The organism is Vibrio sp. S11_S32 (genome assembly GCF_014694465.1).
GTDB lineage: Bacteria > Pseudomonadota > Gammaproteobacteria > Enterobacterales > Vibrionaceae > Vibrio > Vibrio algicola.
Map to the genome: position 1 here is coordinate 82841 of NZ_JAAUWS010000010.1, position 15887 is coordinate 98727.

Consider the following 15887-nt stretch of genomic DNA (forward strand, 5'->3'; position numbering starts at 1 on the left):
TATGGGGTAGTTTCATCTCTATGACAGAACTGGTATCCTTTACCCTTCATTTAAAAGCAAACAAGAGATCCGCATGTCTGAAGTTAAATTAGAAACAGTTGAACAAAAAGCAAGTTACGGTATTGGTCTACAAATGGGCCAACAACTTGCAGGTAGTGGCCTTGAAGGTCTTAGCGTCGCTGCTATCGCAAAAGGTATTGCGACTTCATTAACTGGTGACATGCCAGAAATCGAAGTTGACGACATCAATAATGCACTACGCGATCTACACACTCGTGCAGAATCACAACGCGCAGAAGTGGCTAAAGTAGCGGCTGCTGACGGTGAAGCATTCTTGGCTGACAATGCACTACGTTCGGAAGTTACCGTACTTGAGTCTGGTCTTCAATATGAAGTAATGACGGAAGGTACTGGCGAAATCCCAACTTCAGATAAGCAAGTACGCGTTCATTACCACGGTCAATTAACTGACGGTACGGTTTTCGACAGTTCAGTACAACGTGGTCAACCTGCAGAATTCCCAGTGACTGGCGTTATTGCTGGTTGGGTTGAAGCATTGCAACTTATGACGGTTGGCTCTAAGTGGAAATTATACATTCCGCAAGATCTTGCTTACGGTGAGCGTGGCGCTGGTGCGGCAATCCCACCTTTCGCAGCACTTGTATTTGAAGTTGAGCTAATTGCTATTCTTTAATATTGTTGGCTTAGACTAGCAATCAATCAAAACAGCCTAATTTGGCTGTTTTTTTTCATCTACAATTTGTAAATGATAACATCCCAAACATAAAAGTAACAATATTGCTAATTTACCTTAACTAATGAGTGAAGTTATAATATATTGAAAGCGCGAGTGCACTCTTTAATGGACAACCAAACAAACTAATACAATAAGGATATTAACATGAAAAAAATAGCAGTAGGCTTAGTGACTCTTAGCCTTATCATGTCAGCACCAAGCTACGCATTGTTTGGTCTTGGTGAAAAAGATTCTGACTCAGTGAGCAAGCTAAGCTCTCAGATCAGCGATTCTGCTCAAAATAGCTCTGAATTAGTTAATAGCTTGAAAGATCAACTCGGGGTTAGTTCCACTCAAGCTGCGGGTGGTGCGGGCGCATTACTTGCTTTGGCTTCGAATAAATTACCCGCCACAAGTGGTGCTGAATTAGATGGTCTATCTTCACAGCTTGGCGGTTTACTTAATACCGCAAAATCAGCCAGTAGTTCATTAGATAGCATGGCTGCAGTAAAAAGCGCATTTGAAAAATTAGGTTTAGATAGTGCCATGGTCGACCAATATGCACCGATTGTACTTGAATACTTGAATAAAGAAGGGGCGAGCAGCGGTTTAATGGATTCATTAACTAGCCTTTGGAAGTAAAATTAATCACTATCCATTTTTAGCTTTCATATTTTAAAGACAAAAAAAACGCTGAGTCATCGACTCAGCGTTTTTTATTAATGAACTTTCGTATTATTCAGCAGCTTCTTCAGCTGCAGCTGGACGATCTACAAGCTCAATGTAAGCCATTGGAGCTTTATCACCAGTACGGAAGCCACATTTTAAGATGCGAGTGTATCCGCCTTGACGGCTCGCAAAACGTGGACCTAGTTCAGTAAACAATTTTGCTACGACTTCGTTATCACGAGTACGTGCAAATGCTAAACGACGGTTAGCAACGCTATCCGACTTAGCTAATGTAATCAAAGGCTCAACTACGCGGCGAAGCTCTTTTGCCTTAGGCAAAGTCGTCTTAATAACTTCATGACGAACTAGAGAGCAAGCCATGTTGCTAAACATCGCTTTGCGATGGCTGCTGTTGCGGTTGAGTTGACGACCACTCTTACGATGGCGCATGACCTAATCCTTCTAACTAATATCAATTAATCTTCAGCAATCGACGCTGGTGGCCAGTTTTCTAGGCGCATACCTAGAGAAAGACCGCGCGACGCTAGAACATCTTTAATCTCTGTTAAAGACTTCTTACCAAGGTTTGGCGTTTTAAGAAGCTCAACCTCAGTACGCTGTACAAGATCACCGATGTAGTGAATCGCTTCTGCTTTCAAGCAGTTAGCAGAGCGAACTGTTAGTTCAAGATCGTCTACAGGACGCAGTAGAATAGGATCGAACTCCGGCTTCTCTTCTTTCTCTTCTGGTACACGTACATCACGAAGATCTACGAACGCATCAAGTTGTTCAGCTAAAATGGTAGCTGCACGACGAATTGCTTCCTCAGGTTCCAAAGTGCCATTTGTTTCCATATCGATGACAAGCTTGTCTAAATCGGTACGTTGTTCTACACGAGCTGCTTCTACAGCATAGGCGATTTTATCGACTGGGCTGTAAGTTGCATCTACAAGTAGACGACCAATAGGACGCTCATCTTCTTCAGTATGGATACGAGCTGAAGACGGAACATAACCACGACCACGTTCTACTTTGATACGCATAGCGATCTCAGCATTGTCATCCGTTAGGTGACAAATAACGTGCTCTGGGTTAGCGATCTCTACATCACCATCATGGATGATGTCACCTGCAACAACAGGGCCCGAGCCTGATTTATTTAGTGTAATGAACACTTCATCTTTGCCTTCGGCAACACTAACAGCTAAACCTTTCAGGTTAAGAAGAACCTCAAGGATATCCTCTTGAACACCTTCTTTGGTGCTGTACTCGTGTAAAACGCCTTCAATCTCAACTTCTGTTACAGCACAACCTGGCATAGAAGATAAAAGAATACGGCGAAGTGCATTACCTAAAGTGTGGCCAAAACCACGCTCTAAAGGCTCAAGAGTTACTTTTGCATGTGTCGTGCTGATCTGTTCGATGTCAACAAGACGTGGCTTAAGAAATTCTGTTACAGAACCCTGCATTGTGTCCTCTCTTTTGTTTAAACTTTACTTAGAGTAAAGTTCGACGATCAAGTGTTCGTTGATGTCAGCAGATAGATCAGAACGTTCTGGGATGCGTTTAAACACACCTTCCATCTTGCCACCATCTACTTCAATCCAAGTTGGTTTTTCGCGTTGTTCAGCAACTTCTAGAGCCGCTTTAATACGTGATTGCTGTTTAGCTTTTTCACGAATTGATACAACGTCGTTAGCCGAAACTTTGAATGAAGGAACGTTAACTACTTTGCCATTTACTAAGATAGCTTTATGGCTAACTAATTGACGTGATTCAGCGCGAGTAGCACCGAAACCCATACGGTAAATAACATTATCTAAACGACCTTCAAGAAGTTGAAGCAGGTTTGCACCTGTATTGCCTTTAAGGCGTGCAGCTTCTTTGTAGTAGTTGCGGAATTGTTTTTCTAGTACGCCGTACATACGACGAACTTTTTGCTTCTCACGAAGCTGAACGCCATACTCAGATAGACGACCGCGACGAGCGCCGTGTACACCTGGTGCGTTATCAATTTTACACTTGGTATCGATCGCGCGGACACCTGACTTAAGGAATAAGTCAGTACCTTCACGACGACTAAGCTTAAGCTTAGGGCCCAAATATCTTGCCATGATCTTTCTCCAATATTCCTAGAAACGAATTAAACGCGACGTTTCTTAGGTGGACGACAACCGTTATGAGGGATCGGAGTTGCATCAACAATATTAGTAATGCGGTAACCCAATGCGTTTAAAGCACGGATAGTAGACTCACGACCAGGACCAGGGCCCTTAACCATAACTTCCAAGTTCTTTAGGCCATATTCTTTGGCCATTTCACCTGCGCGTTCTGCAGCAACCTGTGCAGCGAACGGCGTAGATTTACGAGAACCACGGAAACCTGATCCACCTGCGGTAGCCCAAGAAAGAGCGTTACCTTGACGGTCAGTAATGGTCACGATTGTGTTGTTAAAAGAAGCATGGATGTGCGCTACGCCATCTGCTACTTGCTTGCGAACGCGTTTACGCGTGCGTGTTGGTTGTTTTGCCATTGTACTCTCTACCTTATCCGATTATTTTTTGATCGGCTTGCGCGGACCCTTACGGGTACGGGCGTTGGTTTTAGTACGCTGTCCACGTAGTGGTAGACTGCGACGATGACGAAGACCGCGGTAACAGCCAAGGTCCATAAGACGCTTGATGTTCATCGATACTTCACGACGTAGATCACCTTCTACAGTGTATTTAGCTACACCATCACGCAGTTGATCAATCTGCTCTTCTGTTAGTTCACTGATCTTAACATGTTCAGCAATACCCACTTCAGCTAAAATAGCTTGAGAACGAGTTTTGCCGATGCCGAAGATCGCGGTTAACGCGATAACTGCATGTTTTTGATCAGGAATGTTAATGCCTGCTATACGGGCCACTATTCACTCCTAGTACTTATATAAAGAATTATCCGCTGCAGAGCCCGTCGAGGATACGCAGCGGCATACTACTTCTTTTGCACGCAAAAGGTAGGCCGAGGAATATACTCGACCTGCCTTCATATTTCAAGTAAAAAAAACTGCTAATTAGCCTTGGCGTTGTTTATGCTTTGGCTCACTGCAAATTACACGCACAACACCGTTGCGCTTGATAACTTTACAGTTACGGCAGATTTTCTTAACGGAAGCACGAACTTTCATTGCTAAACTCCGTAAATGAAACCTGAACTATACTCGTTTAAATTAACGACCATAGCCTTTCAGGTTTGCTTTTTTCAACACAGAATCATACTGCTGAGACATCAGATGAGTCTGTACCTGTGCCATAAAGTCCATGATTACTACCACTACGATAAGTAGTGAAGTACCACCGAAATAGAACTTAACGTTCCAAGCGGTCATCATAAACTGTGGGACGAGACAAATAAAGGTAATATATAAAGCACCAACCAGCGTTAAGCGTGTCATTACTTTATCAATGTATCTTGCTGTCTGCTCACCTGGGCGGATGCCGGGTACGAATGCACCGGACTTCTTCAAATTATCAGCTGTTTCACGCGGGTTAAACACCATCGCAGTATAAAAGAAACAGAAGAAAATAATTGCTGTTGCATACAGTATTATATACAAAGGTTGACCTGGGCTAAGTGCCAAAGACACGTCCGTTAACCAACCAAATGTAGGGCTTTCACCATTCTGACCTAACCATTGGGCTAGAGTTCCTGGGAAAAGAATAATACTTGAAGCAAAGATAGCAGGGATAACGCCCGCCATATTTATCTTCAAAGGTAAATGCGTGCTTTGAGCTGCAAATACTTTACGACCTTGTTGACGTTTCGCATAGTTAACGACGATACGACGTTGACCACGCTCCATAAACACGACGAAGTAAATAACAGCGAACGCAATTACAGCAATTAACAATAGAAGAAGCACGTTCAATTCACCTTGACGCGCTTGCTCAATTGTATGTCCGATTGCAGCAGGCAACCCTGCAACGATACCAGTGAAAATAATCAATGAAATACCGTTACCAATTCCACGCTCAGTAATTTGTTCACCTAACCACATTAAAAACATGGTGCCGGTTACTAGACTGACGGTAGCAATGATTGTGAACATGGTTTTGTCGATAACGACAAGATTGTGGACCATGTTCGGCAGACCAGTTGCAATACCAATTGCTTGGAAAGTTGCCAGCACAAGCGTGCCATAGCGTGTATATCGGCTTATCTTACGACGGCCGGCTTCACCCTCTTTTTTGAGTTCAGCTAACGCTGGATGAACTACTGTTAACAGTTGGACAACGATCGATGCCGAAATATACGGCATGATACCCAACGCTAATATAGATGCACGCGAAAGAGCACCACCAGAGAACATGTTAAACATTTCAATGATGGTACCTTTTTGCTGTTCGAACAAATCGGCAAGTACAGTCGCATCAATACCAGGAATCGGCACAAAAGAGCCAGCTCGGAATACTAAAAGCGCACCTATTACGAATAACAAACGCGACTTTAATTCACCAGTACCCTGTTTAGCAGCACTGAAATCTTGTCCTGGTTTTTTAGCCATCTGTACCTATCCTTCGAAGATTATGCTTCGATTTTACCGCCAGCAGCTTCGATAGCAGCTTGAGCACCTTTAGTCACACGTAGACCTTTAACAGTGACAGACTTGCTGATTTCACCAGAAAGAACGATCTTAACAAACTCGATGTTCTTAGTGATTACGTTAGCAGCTTTCAAGCTGTTAAGATCAATAACGTCAGCCGTTACTTTCGCTAGCTCAGCTAGACGAACTTCAGCAGTCACTAGGCTCTTACGAGAAGTGAAACCGAATTTTGGTAGACGTTGTTTCAAAGGCATTTGACCGCCTTCAAAACCTGGACGAACAGAGCCGCCAGAACGTGATTTTTGACCTTTGTGACCGCGGCCACCAGTTTTACCTAGTCCAGAACCGATACCGCGACCTAAACGCTTCTTAGAAGGTTTAGAACCTGCAGCCGGTGATAGAGTATTCAAACGCATTCTGATTACTCCTCAACTTTAACCATATAGTAAACTTTGTTGATCATTCCGCGTACACACGGAGTATCTTCAAGTTCAACTGTATGGTTGATTCGACGAAGGCCTAGACCACGCAAAGAAGCTTTATGCTTCGGTAGACGGCCGATTGAGCTTTTAGTTTGAGTTACTTTAATAGTTGCCATGGTGTTCTTACTCCGAAATAGATTCAACAGTTAGACCACGCTTAGCAGCAACCATTTCTGGTGACTTCATGCCGCTCAAACCATCAATCGTTGCGCGAACAACGTTGATTGGGTTGGTAGAGCCATACGCCTTAGCAAGTACGTTATGGACACCTACAACTTCAAGTACTGCACGCATTGCACCACCGGCAATGATACCTGTACCTTCTGAAGCTGGTTGCATGTAAACTTTAGAGCCTGTATGGCGACCTTTCACTGAGTGGTGAAGTGTGCCTTCATTAAGTGCGATAGTAACCATGTTACGACGCGCTTTTTCCATTGCTTTTTGAATCGCAGCTGGTACTTCACGGGCTTTACCGTAACCGAAACCGATGCGACCATTACCGTCACCAACTACTGTTAGTGCAGTAAAGCTAAAGATTCGACCACCTTTAACCGTTTTTGCAACACGGTTAACAGCGATTAACTTTTCGTTCAAATCTGAAGCTTGTTGTTCTTGTTTAGCCATCTTCCAACCCTACCTTAGAATTTCAGACCAGCTTCACGTGCAGAATCTGCAAGTGCCGCTACTCGACCGTGGTATTGGAAACCAGAACGATCGAATGCAACATCAGAGATGCCTTTTTCGATAGCGCGCTCAGCAATAGCTTTACCTACAGCTTTAGCAGCGTCAACGTTACTAGTATTCTTAACTTGCTCACGGATCGCCTTTTCTACAGTAGAAGCAGATGCGATAACCACAGAGCCGTTTGGTGCGATAACCTGAGCGTACACGTGACGTGGAGTACGATGTACTACTAGGCGATTTGCACCTAGCTCGGCAATCTTACGACGTGCGCGTGTAGCACGACGGATGCGAGATGCTTTCTTATCCATAGTGTTACCTTACTTCTTCTTAGCTTCTTTAGTACGCACATTTTCATCTGCGTAACGAACACCTTTGCCTTTATAAGGCTCAGGCTCACGGTAAGAACGAATATCAGCCGCAACTTGACCAACAAGTTGTTTATCACAACCGGTTAAAACGATCTCAGTTTGACTTGGACATTCTGCTTTAACACCTTCTGGTAGAGCGTGCTCAACCGGGTGTGAGAAGCCTAAAGTGAGACCTACAGCGTTGCCTTTAATAGCAGCACGGTAACCAACACCTTTAAGAACTAGCTTCTTAGTAAAGCCTTCAGTAACACCAACAACCATGTTGTTAACAAGTGCGCGAGCTGTACCAGCTTGAGCATTTGACTTAAACACACCTTCTTTAGGTGTGAATATTAGGTTGTTATCTTCCTGTGAAAGAACAACATCGTTATTAATAACGCGCGTCAATTCACCTTTACCACCTTTTACAGTGATTTCCTGGCCGTTCAGTTTCACCTCAACGCCGGCAGGAATAGCAACGGGTGCTTTAGCAACACGAGACATAGTCTACTCCTTACGCAACGTAACAGATGATTTCACCGCCAAGACCTGCTTTACGAGCAGCACGGTCAGACATCAGACCCTTGGAAGTGGACACAACAGCAACACCCAAACCGCCCATCACAGTCGGTAACGTGTCTTTATTTTTATAGACGCGTAGACCAGGACGTGAAACACGTTGGATTTGCTCGATAACTGGTTTAGCTTGGAAGTACTTAAGTGTAACTTCTAGCACAGGTTTTACTTCGCCATCAGTAGCGAAGTCAGTGATGTAACCTTCAGCTTTAAGTAAAGTAGCAAGTGCAACTTTAAGCTTTGAAGAAGGCATTTTCACAGCAACTTTATTTGCTGACTGCCCGTTACGAATACGGGTCAGCATATCCGAAATCGGATCTTGCATGCTCATAAGATTTACTCCAAATGATTAAGTGGCAATTACCAGCTGGCCTTACGAAGTCCAGGAATCTCGCCTTTCATGCAAGCTTCACGAACTTTGATACGGCTCAGACCGAATTTACGTAGGAAACCGTGTGGACGACCAGTTTGGTTGCAACGGTTGCGCTGACGTGATGCACTTGAATCACGTGGAAGAGATTGCAGTTTTAAAACCGCATTCCAACGATCTTCTTCAGATGCGTTTACATCGCTGATGATTGCTTTAAGAGCAGAACGCTTTTCAGCGAATTGCGCTACAAGCTTTGCACGTTTAGTTTCACGTGCTTTCATTGATTGTTTAGCCATAACAGTAACCCTTCACCTTATTTGCGGAATGGGAAGTTAAAGGCAGCCAGCAGAGCTCGACCTTCTTCATCGGTGCTTGCAGACGTCGTGATAGTAATATCAAGACCGCGTACACGATCGACTTTATCATAGTCGATTTCCGGAAAGATGATTTGCTCGCGAACGCCCATGCTGTAGTTACCGCGTCCGTCAAAAGACTTAGCGCTAACACCACGGAAATCACGTACTCGTGGAAGAGCGATAGAAATCAAACGCTCAAAGAAATCCCACATACGCTCGCCACGCAAGGTTACTTTACAACCAATTGGGTAGCCTTCACGGATTTTGAAACCAGCAACAGATTTACGTGCTTTAGTGATAAGTGGCTTTTGACCTGAGATGGTCGCCATATCACTTGCTGCGTTCTCTAGTAGTTTCTTATCGTTAATTGCTTCACCAACGCCCATATTTAGGGTGATTTTATCAATCCTAGGGACTTGCATGACGCTTGTGTAGCTGAACTCTTTGGTCAGTTCAGCGACTACAGACGACTTGTAGTAATCATGCAGTTTCGCCATAGTAGAACTCCAAATTACTTAATTAATTCACCGTTTGATTTGAAGAAACGCACTTTAGTGCCTTCTTCCAAACGGAAACCGATACGATCCGCTTTACCAGTAGATGCGTTAAAGATTGCAACGTTAGAAGCATCAATAGCTGCTTCTTGTTCAACGATGCCACCTTGCTGACCTAGAGCCGGTTGAGGCTTTTGGTGTTTTTTAACAAGGTTGATACCTTCAACGAAAACTTTACCAGTTTCGAGAACCTTAGTTACTTTACCGCGCTTGCCTTTGTCTTTCCCAGCAAGAACGATTACTTCGTCATTACGACGGATTTTAGCTGCCATTTTTGTCGCTCCTTACAGAACTTCTGGTGCAAGTGACACAATCTTCATGAATTTCGCATTACGAAGCTCACGAGTCACAGGACCAAAGATACGTGTACCGACTGGTTGCTCAGTATTGTCATTCAACAATACACAAGCATTACGGTCGAAGCGAATGACAGAACCGTCTGGACGACGAACGCCTTTACGGGTGCGCACCACTACCGCTTTCAGGACATCACCTTTTTTAACTTTACCGCGTGGAATTGCTTCCTTAACAGTAACTTTAATGATATCTCCGATATGTGCATAACGGCGGTGAGAGCCACCCAGAACCTTAATACACATTACTCTGCGAGCGCCGGAATTATCCGCTGCGTCCAGTGTACTTTGCATTTGGATCATGTTAGTGCTCCGCTAAATATTAAAACTAGACCCATCACGGGTCGGGCTGCCTCTTTTACAAGGGCTGCGAATTGTACCACCGTTTCTTTCAGAAAGGTAGTCAAAAAATAAACGGCTCCAAAAAAACGTTTGGAGCCGCTTTAAAAGCTTAGAATATAAGGAAAATTAAATTTTCGCTTTTTCTAAAACTTTTACCAAAGTCCAAGATTTTGTCTTAGACAGTGGACGACACTCACAGATTTCAACTTTGTCACCTAGGCGACATTCGTTGGTTTCATCATGTGCATGTACTTTTGTCGTACGCTTGATGAACTTCCCGTATACAGGATGTTTAACAAAGCGTTCGATAGCAACAACGATAGACTTGTCCATCTTGTCGCTAATTACACGACCTTGAGTCGTACGAGTAGTTTCGCTCATTATGCGCCTGCCTTACTAGTCAAAACAGTCTTAACACGTGCGATATCACGACGTACAGCTTTCAGAGTATGAGTCTGCTGTAGTTGACCAGTCGCAGCTTGCATACGCAAGTTAAACTGTTCACGTAGCAAGCTCAATAACTCAGCGTTAAGCTCTTCAACGCTTTTTTCGCGTAGGTCTTGTGCTTTCATCACATCACCTGCTTAGTTACAAAAGTTGTTTTTATAGGCAGTTTACGTGCCGCAAGACGGAACGCTTCACGTGCCAACTCTTCAGGTACACCACCCATCTCGTACATCACTTTACCTGGTTGGATTTGGGCAACCCAATATTCTACGTTACCCTTACCTTTACCTTGACGAACTTCAAGAGGTTTTTCAGTGATAGGCTTGTCTGGAAAAACTCGGATCCAGATTTGACCTTGACGCTTAACGTGACGCGTCATTGCACGACGTGCCGCTTCGATTTGACGAGCAGTCATTCGACCACGGCCAACAGCTTTAAGACCGAATTCGCCGAAGCTCACATCAGTACCTTTAGCTAGACCACGGTTACGACCAGTCATAACCTTACGGAATTTAGTACGTTTAGGTTGTAGCATCAGTCGACTCCTTACTTACGGCTTTTACGCTGCTTCTTAGGCTTGTCAGCCTTTGGCTCAACAGCGTTTGCGTCAGGCATTCCACCAAGGATTTCTCCTTTGAAGATCCAAACTTTAACGCCGATCACACCGTATTGGGTGTGAGCCGAAGAAGTTGCGTAATCAATGTCAGCACGTAGGGTATGTAGTGGCACACGGCCTTCACGGTACCATTCAGTACGCGCGATTTCAGCACCGCCAAGACGGCCGCTTACTTCTACTTTAATACCCTTAGCACCTAGACGCATTGCGTTTTGTACTGCGCGCTTCATAGCGCGACGGAACATAACACGACGTTCTAGTTGAGACGAGATGCTATCAGCCACTAATTGACCATCTAGCTCTGGTTTGCGTACTTCGGCAATATTAATTTGCGCCGGTACACCTGCTATTTTAGCTACAGCTGCGCGTAGCTTCTCAACGTCTTCGCCTTTCTTACCGATTACGATACCAGGGCGAGCAGTGTGAATAGTCACACGGATGCTTTTCGCTGGACGCTCGATAACGATGCGAGATAAAGACGCTTTTTGCAGTTCTTTCGTTAAGAACTGACGTACCTTGAAGTCGCCGTCTAGGTTGTCAGCGAACTCTTTGGTATTAGCAAACCATGTAGCATTCCAAGGCTTAACGATGCCAAGACGAATACCATTTGGATGTACTTTCTGACCCATTTGCTTACTCTCCTAGTCTTTTAGCGATCCGCTACAACAATACTGATGTGGCTTGAACGCTTCAAGATACGATCCGCACGGCCTTTAGCACGAGGCATAATACGCTTCATGATAGGACCCTCATCTACGAAGATTTTAGCGACATTAAGATCGTCGATATCTGCACCTTCGTTGTGTTCCGCATTTGCAATCGCAGAATCAAGAACTTTCTTAATAAGTTCAGCAGCTTTTTTGTTGCTGAACGTTAGAATTTCAAGAGCTTGTTCTACTGATTTACCACGGATTTGGTCTGCAACTAAGCGAGCTTTCTGTGGAGAAATGCGAGCAAAGTTATGTTTAGCAATAGCTTCCATCATCTACTCCCTATTTCTTCTTAGCTTTCTTATCTGCAGCATGGCCGCGATAGGTACGAGTTGGCGCAAATTCGCCCAGCTTGTGACCGATCATTTCATCGGTAACGAAAACTGGTACGTGCTGACGACCATTATGGACAGCGATGGTCAAACCGATCATTGTAGGAATGATCATTGAGCGACGGGACCAAGTCTTAATAGGCTTTTTGTCTCCGCTTTCCACCGCTTTCTCTACCTTCTTCAGCAAGTGTAGGTCAATAAAAGGACCTTTCTTGAGAGAACGTGGCATGGCTTATCCTCTATTTAGATTATTTGTTACGACGACGTACAATGTACTTGTCGGTGCGTTTATTCTTACGGGTTTTGAAGCCCTTAGTTGGCATACCCCATGGTGAAACCGGATGACGGCCACCAGATGTACGACCTTCACCACCACCATGTGGGTGATCTACTGGGTTCATCACAACACCGCGAACGGTTGGACGAATACCGCGCCAGCGGTTAGCACCAGCTTTACCAAGTTCACGAAGCATGTGTTCAGAGTTACCTACTTCACCGATAGTAGCACGGCCTTCAGATAACACTTTACGCATCTCACCAGAACGTAAGCGTAGAGTTACATATGAACCGTCGCGAGCGACAAGTTGTGCATATGCGCCAGCTGAACGAGCTAGCTGTGCACCTTTACCAGGCTTAAGTTCAATACAGTGAATAGTCGAACCTACTGGGATGTTACGCATCGGCAGAGTGTTACCTGCTTTGATTGCGGCATCAACGCCAGATTGGATCGCATCACCAGCTTGAATGCCTTTAGGTGCAATGATGTAACGACGTTCACCGTCTGCATACAATACTAAAGCAATGTTTGCACTACGGTTTGGATCGTATTCTAGACGTTCAACCTTTGCAGGAATTCCATCTTTGTTACGTTTAAAGTCAATCAGACGGTAATGGTGCTTGTGACCACCACCAATGTGACGAACTGTAATACGACCGTTATTGTTACGACCACCGTTCTTAGAGTTTTTCTCTAAAAGTGGTGCGTAAGGCTTACCTTTATGAAGGTCAGCATTAACTACTTTAACAACGTGGCGACGACCAGGGGAAGTCGGCTTACACTTAACAATAGCCATTTTTAACTACTCCTGTTACTCAGCACCGCCAACGAAGTCAAGGTCTTGGCCTTCTTTCAAAGTAACGTAAGCTTTCTTGACGTCTGAACGACGGCCTTCACGTGTACCTTGACGTTTGGTCTTACCCTTAAGAACAAGGGTATTTACAGACTTAACTTCAACTTCAAATAGCTTCTCTACTGCTGCTTTGATCTCTTTTTTCGTTGCGTTAATAGCAACTTTAAAAACGATAGTGTTTGCTTTTTCAGCAGTCATTGTCGCTTTTTCAGAGACGTGCGGGGCACGTAGAACTTTTAGTAGACGCTCTTCACTGATCATGCCAGCATCTCCTCAACTTGCTTCACTGCGTCAGCAGTAATTAGAACCTTGTTAAATGCAATCAGACTTACTGGATCAATACCAGCTACGTCACGTGCATCAACTTTATAAAGGTTACGAGCAGCTAAGAATAGATTCTCGTCTACTTCGCTAGTTACGATTAAAACATCGTTTAGCTCAAGATCTTTAAGCTTAGCAACTAGGTCTTTAGTTTTTGGCGCTTCAACTGAGAAGTTATCAACAACGATTAAACGCTCTTGACGAACTAATTCAGAAAGAATGCTTTTCATAGCACCACGGTACATTTTTTTGTTAACTTTTTGGCTGTGATTTTGTGGTTTCGCAGCAAAAGTAACACCACCTGTACGCCAGATTGGGCTACGGATTGTACCAGCACGCGCACGGCCAGTACCTTTTTGACGCCATGGTTTAGCGCCGCCACCAGATACTTCAGAACGAGTCTTTTGAGCACGAGTACCTTGACGAGCACCTGCTGCATACGCAACAACTACTTGATGTACAAGAGCTTCGTTAAACTCACGTCCGAAAGTAGTCTCGGAAACAGTTAGTGCATCAGCACCTTTAACCATCAATTCCATTACTTACTCCTAGACGTTATGCTTTAACAGCTGGCTTTACGATAACGTTGCCACCGATAGAACCGGGTACTGCACCTTTAATAAGAAGCAGATTGCGTTCAGCGTCAACACGTACGATCTCTAGGTTCTGAGTCGTTACACGCTCAGCTCCCATGTGACCAGCCATTTTTTTGCCTTTAAACACGCGACCTGGAGTTTGACATTGGCCAATTGAACCCGGTGCACGGTGAGACAAAGAGTTACCATGAGTCATATCTTGAGTACGGAAGTTCCAACGCTTAACTACGCCTTGGAAGCCCTTACCTTTAGATGTACCAGTAACGTCTACTTTTTTGATTTCATTGAAAAGTTCTACGTTTAGCTCAGCGCCAACTTCAAACTCTTCACCGTTTTCTAAACGGAATTCCCAAAGACCGCGACCTGCTTCAACACCTGCTTTCGCAAAGTGACCAGCTTCAGGTTTAGTTACACGGTTAGCTTTCTTAGAACCTGCAGTTACTTGAATAGCTGCGTAACCATCAATCTCAAGAGTACGTACTTGAGAAACACGGTTAACTTCAACTTCAACAACTGTTACAGGAATAGAAACGCCTTCTTCGGTAAATACGCGGGTCATACCCACTTTACGACCGACTAGACCAATCATTATCTCTTCTCCCTTAACCTAGGCTGATTTGAACATCAACGCCAGCAGCAAGATCTAAACGCATCAATGCATCAACAGTTTTATCTGTTGGCTCAACGATGTCGATCAAACGCTTGTGAGTACGAATTTCGTACTGGTCACGTGCGTCTTTGTTGACGTGAGGAGAAGTAAGAACAGTGAAACGCTCTTTACGAGTAGGCAGTGGAATAGGACCACGAACCTGTGCGCCGGTGCGCTTTGCTGTTTCAACGATTTCCGCTGTAGACTGATCGATTAAACGATAATCGAAAGCCTTAAGACGGATACGAATACGTTGGTTCTGCATGAGACAGAGCTCCAATTAATTAATTACACAAACAATATCGCCACTCAACTGCATAAATTTGCAGGAATGTCGATTGATTTATGTGAAACCGTAGTGCCCTTATTGGGTACATTGTCAGTTAATTGTGATTAACATTTCTTATAGTGATCGCGAACAATCGCTAACTGCAATAAACATTAATTTTATTAACTGCGAACATAAGCTGAGTATACATTATGGTTAATCACCGAATTATCTCTAAAAGATAAAGAGTGTTAACACGAATCCTCGCTGCTCATTGGTTCACAACTGGCTTAACCAGTGCGTTGCATTATACAGATCACAAAACGGGATGCAAGTGTTGGATGAAAATTAATCGGAACAATACGATTTAGGTGCGAGGTGCGAGGTGCGAGGTGCGAGGTGCGAGGTGCGAGGTGCGAGGAAATGATAGTCTGTAAAAACAAAAAGGGAAGCCGAAGCTCCCCTTTCTCATTGTACTAACGGTTGTTAGTCTTGTTTACCAAAAGGTATCGGCAATTAAGCGATAACTTTAGCAACAACACCAGCACCAACAGTACGGCCGCCTTCACGGATTGCGAAACGTAGACCTTCGTCCATCGCGATTGGTGCGATTAGAGTTACGATCATTTGTACGTTATCGCCAGGCATTACCATTTCAACGCCTTCTGGCAATTGAATGTCGCCAGTTACGTCCGTTGTACGGAAGTAGAACTGTGGACGGTAACCTTTGAAGAAAGGAGTATGACGACCACCTTCATCTT

At 44.2% G+C, this 15887-nt stretch carries 31 protein-coding genes; 2 read left to right on the forward strand and 29 right to left on the reverse strand.

Annotated elements, in window-relative coordinates:
* Nucleotides 1-73: 73 nt before the first annotated feature.
* Nucleotides 74-694 carry an FKBP-type peptidyl-prolyl cis-trans isomerase gene (locus HC723_RS07855; protein WP_153447901.1) on the forward strand — a complete coding sequence of 207 codons (621 nt, stop codon included), beginning with the start codon at nucleotides 74-76 and terminating at the stop codon, nucleotides 692-694.
* Nucleotides 695-901: 207 nt separating this feature from the next.
* A complete protein-coding gene (locus HC723_RS07860; protein WP_153447902.1) occupies nucleotides 902-1378 on the forward strand; it encodes a DUF2780 domain-containing protein in 477 nt (158 codons plus the stop codon).
* Between the two features lie 93 nt (nucleotides 1379-1471).
* On the opposite strand, the gene rplQ is transcribed toward HC723_RS07860, so the two are convergent.
* From rplQ to HC723_RS08005, 29 genes are all read right to left on the reverse strand, one after another.
* Nucleotides 1472-1855, reverse strand: coding sequence for a 50S ribosomal protein L17 (rplQ, locus tag HC723_RS07865; protein WP_153447903.1), 384 nt, complete (start codon nucleotides 1853-1855; stop codon nucleotides 1472-1474).
* Nucleotides 1856-1881: 26 nt separating this feature from the next.
* Nucleotides 1882-2874 (reverse strand): DNA-directed RNA polymerase subunit alpha, encoded by a 993-nt coding sequence (locus HC723_RS07870; RefSeq protein WP_153447904.1) that lies wholly within the window; start codon nucleotides 2872-2874, stop codon nucleotides 1882-1884.
* A gap of 24 nt (nucleotides 2875-2898) precedes the next feature.
* A complete protein-coding gene (gene rpsD / locus HC723_RS07875; protein ID WP_153447905.1) occupies nucleotides 2899-3519 on the reverse strand; it encodes a 30S ribosomal protein S4 in 621 nt (206 codons plus the stop codon).
* Nucleotides 3520-3548: 29 nt separating this feature from the next.
* Entirely contained in the window at nucleotides 3549-3938 is a 390-nt protein-coding gene (gene rpsK, locus HC723_RS07880; protein WP_027697910.1) for a 30S ribosomal protein S11, read from the reverse strand.
* A 21-nt stretch (nucleotides 3939-3959) separates the two neighbouring features.
* The gene (gene rpsM / locus HC723_RS07885; RefSeq protein WP_153447906.1) at nucleotides 3960-4316 is read right to left on the reverse strand and encodes a 30S ribosomal protein S13; all 357 of its coding nucleotides are present in this window, start codon (nucleotides 4314-4316) and stop codon (nucleotides 3960-3962) included.
* Nucleotides 4317-4463: 147 nt separating this feature from the next.
* Nucleotides 4464-4577, reverse strand: a complete 114-nt coding sequence (gene rpmJ, locus HC723_RS07890) for a 50S ribosomal protein L36 (RefSeq protein WP_000868186.1) — start codon at nucleotides 4575-4577, stop codon at nucleotides 4464-4466.
* Nucleotides 4578-4619: 42 nt separating this feature from the next.
* Nucleotides 4620-5954 carry a preprotein translocase subunit SecY gene (gene secY, locus HC723_RS07895; RefSeq protein WP_153447907.1) on the reverse strand — a complete coding sequence of 445 codons (1335 nt, stop codon included), beginning with the start codon at nucleotides 5952-5954 and terminating at the stop codon, nucleotides 4620-4622.
* A gap of 20 nt (nucleotides 5955-5974) precedes the next feature.
* Nucleotides 5975-6409 (reverse strand): 50S ribosomal protein L15, encoded by a 435-nt coding sequence (gene rplO / locus HC723_RS07900; protein ID WP_153447908.1) that lies wholly within the window; start codon nucleotides 6407-6409, stop codon nucleotides 5975-5977.
* A 5-nt stretch (nucleotides 6410-6414) separates the two neighbouring features.
* Entirely contained in the window at nucleotides 6415-6591 is a 177-nt protein-coding gene (gene rpmD, locus HC723_RS07905; RefSeq protein ID WP_101111175.1) for a 50S ribosomal protein L30, read from the reverse strand.
* Nucleotides 6592-6598: 7 nt separating this feature from the next.
* Nucleotides 6599-7099 carry a 30S ribosomal protein S5 gene (rpsE, locus tag HC723_RS07910; protein WP_153447909.1) on the reverse strand — a complete coding sequence of 167 codons (501 nt, stop codon included), beginning with the start codon at nucleotides 7097-7099 and terminating at the stop codon, nucleotides 6599-6601.
* 14 nt (nucleotides 7100-7113) lie between these two features.
* A complete protein-coding gene (rplR, locus tag HC723_RS07915; RefSeq protein ID WP_086962098.1) occupies nucleotides 7114-7467 on the reverse strand; it encodes a 50S ribosomal protein L18 in 354 nt (117 codons plus the stop codon).
* Between the two features lie 9 nt (nucleotides 7468-7476).
* The gene (gene rplF / locus HC723_RS07920) at nucleotides 7477-8010 is read right to left on the reverse strand and encodes a 50S ribosomal protein L6 (protein ID WP_153447910.1); all 534 of its coding nucleotides are present in this window, start codon (nucleotides 8008-8010) and stop codon (nucleotides 7477-7479) included.
* Nucleotides 8011-8020: 10 nt separating this feature from the next.
* Entirely contained in the window at nucleotides 8021-8413 is a 393-nt protein-coding gene (gene rpsH / locus HC723_RS07925; protein WP_153447911.1) for a 30S ribosomal protein S8, read from the reverse strand.
* 29 nt (nucleotides 8414-8442) lie between these two features.
* The gene (gene rpsN, locus HC723_RS07930) at nucleotides 8443-8748 is read right to left on the reverse strand and encodes a 30S ribosomal protein S14 (protein WP_153447912.1); all 306 of its coding nucleotides are present in this window, start codon (nucleotides 8746-8748) and stop codon (nucleotides 8443-8445) included.
* Between the two features lie 17 nt (nucleotides 8749-8765).
* Nucleotides 8766-9305 (reverse strand): 50S ribosomal protein L5, encoded by a 540-nt coding sequence (gene rplE / locus HC723_RS07935; RefSeq protein ID WP_153447913.1) that lies wholly within the window; start codon nucleotides 9303-9305, stop codon nucleotides 8766-8768.
* 14 nt (nucleotides 9306-9319) lie between these two features.
* Nucleotides 9320-9634, reverse strand: coding sequence for a 50S ribosomal protein L24 (gene rplX / locus HC723_RS07940; protein WP_017026384.1), 315 nt, complete (start codon nucleotides 9632-9634; stop codon nucleotides 9320-9322).
* Between the two features lie 12 nt (nucleotides 9635-9646).
* Nucleotides 9647-10018, reverse strand: a complete 372-nt coding sequence (gene rplN, locus HC723_RS07945; RefSeq protein WP_017026385.1) for a 50S ribosomal protein L14 — start codon at nucleotides 10016-10018, stop codon at nucleotides 9647-9649.
* A gap of 165 nt (nucleotides 10019-10183) precedes the next feature.
* Nucleotides 10184-10438, reverse strand: a complete 255-nt coding sequence (gene rpsQ / locus HC723_RS07950) for a 30S ribosomal protein S17 (protein WP_153447915.1) — start codon at nucleotides 10436-10438, stop codon at nucleotides 10184-10186.
* Nucleotides 10438-10629 (reverse strand): 50S ribosomal protein L29, encoded by a 192-nt coding sequence (rpmC, locus tag HC723_RS07955; RefSeq protein ID WP_153447916.1) that lies wholly within the window; start codon nucleotides 10627-10629, stop codon nucleotides 10438-10440. The genes rpsQ and rpmC overlap by 1 nt, the downstream gene beginning before the upstream one ends.
* Complete coding sequence (rplP, locus tag HC723_RS07960; RefSeq protein ID WP_153447917.1) at nucleotides 10629-11039, reverse strand: 50S ribosomal protein L16; 411 nt, start codon at nucleotides 11037-11039, stop codon at nucleotides 10629-10631. Before rplP ends, rpmC begins: the two co-directional genes overlap by 1 nt.
* A gap of 11 nt (nucleotides 11040-11050) precedes the next feature.
* Nucleotides 11051-11749 (reverse strand): 30S ribosomal protein S3, encoded by a 699-nt coding sequence (gene rpsC, locus HC723_RS07965; protein WP_153447918.1) that lies wholly within the window; start codon nucleotides 11747-11749, stop codon nucleotides 11051-11053.
* A 20-nt stretch (nucleotides 11750-11769) separates the two neighbouring features.
* Nucleotides 11770-12102, reverse strand: a complete 333-nt coding sequence (rplV, locus tag HC723_RS07970) for a 50S ribosomal protein L22 (protein WP_153448223.1) — start codon at nucleotides 12100-12102, stop codon at nucleotides 11770-11772.
* A 10-nt stretch (nucleotides 12103-12112) separates the two neighbouring features.
* Complete coding sequence (rpsS, locus tag HC723_RS07975; protein ID WP_001138114.1) at nucleotides 12113-12391, reverse strand: 30S ribosomal protein S19; 279 nt, start codon at nucleotides 12389-12391, stop codon at nucleotides 12113-12115.
* 19 nt (nucleotides 12392-12410) lie between these two features.
* The gene (gene rplB / locus HC723_RS07980; protein WP_153447919.1) at nucleotides 12411-13235 is read right to left on the reverse strand and encodes a 50S ribosomal protein L2; all 825 of its coding nucleotides are present in this window, start codon (nucleotides 13233-13235) and stop codon (nucleotides 12411-12413) included.
* Nucleotides 13236-13250: 15 nt separating this feature from the next.
* A complete protein-coding gene (rplW, locus tag HC723_RS07985; protein WP_153447920.1) occupies nucleotides 13251-13553 on the reverse strand; it encodes a 50S ribosomal protein L23 in 303 nt (100 codons plus the stop codon).
* Nucleotides 13550-14152: a 50S ribosomal protein L4 gene (rplD, locus tag HC723_RS07990; protein ID WP_153447921.1), complete on the reverse strand. Its 603-nt coding sequence runs from the start codon at nucleotides 14150-14152 to the stop codon at nucleotides 13550-13552. Before rplD ends, rplW begins: the two co-directional genes overlap by 4 nt.
* A gap of 16 nt (nucleotides 14153-14168) precedes the next feature.
* Nucleotides 14169-14798 (reverse strand): 50S ribosomal protein L3, encoded by a 630-nt coding sequence (gene rplC, locus HC723_RS07995; RefSeq protein WP_153447922.1) that lies wholly within the window; start codon nucleotides 14796-14798, stop codon nucleotides 14169-14171.
* A gap of 13 nt (nucleotides 14799-14811) precedes the next feature.
* Nucleotides 14812-15123, reverse strand: coding sequence for a 30S ribosomal protein S10 (gene rpsJ, locus HC723_RS08000; RefSeq protein WP_153447923.1), 312 nt, complete (start codon nucleotides 15121-15123; stop codon nucleotides 14812-14814).
* Nucleotides 15124-15642: 519 nt separating this feature from the next.
* Nucleotides 15643-15887 (reverse strand): EF-Tu C-terminal domain-related protein (locus HC723_RS08005; protein ID WP_446751388.1); only part of this gene is annotated, 245 nt, incomplete at its 5' end.

Coding starts and splice junctions, on each gene's coding strand:
- rpsD (WP_153447905.1), bottom strand. CDS start 3,519: ATGGCAAGATATTTGGGCCCTAAGCTTAAGCTTAGTCGTCGTGAAGGT.
- HC723_RS07860 (WP_153447902.1), top strand. CDS start 902: ATGAAAAAAATAGCAGTAGGCTTAGTGACTCTTAGCCTTATCATGTCA.
- rpsQ (WP_153447915.1), bottom strand. CDS start 10,438: ATGAGCGAAACTACTCGTACGACTCAAGGTCGTGTAATTAGCGACAAG.
- rpsN (WP_153447912.1), bottom strand. CDS start 8,748: ATGGCTAAACAATCAATGAAAGCACGTGAAACTAAACGTGCAAAGCTT.
- rpmC (WP_153447916.1), bottom strand. CDS start 10,629: ATGAAAGCACAAGACCTACGCGAAAAAAGCGTTGAAGAGCTTAACGCT.
- rpmJ (WP_000868186.1), bottom strand. CDS start 4,577: ATGAAAGTTCGTGCTTCCGTTAAGAAAATCTGCCGTAACTGTAAAGTT.
- rpsJ (WP_153447923.1), bottom strand. CDS start 15,123: ATGCAGAACCAACGTATTCGTATCCGTCTTAAGGCTTTCGATTATCGT.
- rplE (WP_153447913.1), bottom strand. CDS start 9,305: ATGGCGAAACTGCATGATTACTACAAGTCGTCTGTAGTCGCTGAACTG.
- rplW (WP_153447920.1), bottom strand. CDS start 13,553: ATGATCAGTGAAGAGCGTCTACTAAAAGTTCTACGTGCCCCGCACGTC.
- HC723_RS07855 (WP_153447901.1), top strand. CDS start 74: ATGTCTGAAGTTAAATTAGAAACAGTTGAACAAAAAGCAAGTTACGGT.
- rplR (WP_086962098.1), bottom strand. CDS start 7,467: ATGGATAAGAAAGCATCTCGCATCCGTCGTGCTACACGCGCACGTCGT.
- rpsE (WP_153447909.1), bottom strand. CDS start 7,099: ATGGCTAAACAAGAACAACAAGCTTCAGATTTGAACGAAAAGTTAATC.
- rplB (WP_153447919.1), bottom strand. CDS start 13,235: ATGGCTATTGTTAAGTGTAAGCCGACTTCCCCTGGTCGTCGCCACGTT.
- rplQ (WP_153447903.1), bottom strand. CDS start 1,855: ATGCGCCATCGTAAGAGTGGTCGTCAACTCAACCGCAACAGCAGCCAT.
- rplX (WP_017026384.1), bottom strand. CDS start 9,634: ATGGCAGCTAAAATCCGTCGTAATGACGAAGTAATCGTTCTTGCTGGG.
- rpsS (WP_001138114.1), bottom strand. CDS start 12,391: ATGCCACGTTCTCTCAAGAAAGGTCCTTTTATTGACCTACACTTGCTG.
- secY (WP_153447907.1), bottom strand. CDS start 5,954: ATGGCTAAAAAACCAGGACAAGATTTCAGTGCTGCTAAACAGGGTACT.
- rplV (WP_153448223.1), bottom strand. CDS start 12,102: ATGGAAGCTATTGCTAAACATAACTTTGCTCGCATTTCTCCACAGAAA.
- rplF (WP_153447910.1), bottom strand. CDS start 8,010: ATGTCTCGTGTTGCTAAAGCACCCGTTGCTATTCCTGCCGGCGTTGAG.
- rpsK (WP_027697910.1), bottom strand. CDS start 3,938: ATGGCAAAACAACCAACACGCACGCGTAAACGCGTTCGCAAGCAAGTA.
- HC723_RS07870 (WP_153447904.1), bottom strand. CDS start 2,874: ATGCAGGGTTCTGTAACAGAATTTCTTAAGCCACGTCTTGTTGACATC.
- rpsH (WP_153447911.1), bottom strand. CDS start 8,413: ATGAGCATGCAAGATCCGATTTCGGATATGCTGACCCGTATTCGTAAC.
- rplP (WP_153447917.1), bottom strand. CDS start 11,039: ATGCTACAACCTAAACGTACTAAATTCCGTAAGGTTATGACTGGTCGT.
- rplC (WP_153447922.1), bottom strand. CDS start 14,798: ATGATTGGTCTAGTCGGTCGTAAAGTGGGTATGACCCGCGTATTTACC.
- rplN (WP_017026385.1), bottom strand. CDS start 10,018: ATGATCCAAATGCAAAGTACACTGGACGCAGCGGATAATTCCGGCGCT.
- rpmD (WP_101111175.1), bottom strand. CDS start 6,591: ATGGCAACTATTAAAGTAACTCAAACTAAAAGCTCAATCGGCCGTCTA.
- rplD (WP_153447921.1), bottom strand. CDS start 14,152: ATGGAATTGATGGTTAAAGGTGCTGATGCACTAACTGTTTCCGAGACT.
- rpsC (WP_153447918.1), bottom strand. CDS start 11,749: ATGGGTCAGAAAGTACATCCAAATGGTATTCGTCTTGGCATCGTTAAG.
- rplO (WP_153447908.1), bottom strand. CDS start 6,409: ATGCGTTTGAATACTCTATCACCGGCTGCAGGTTCTAAACCTTCTAAG.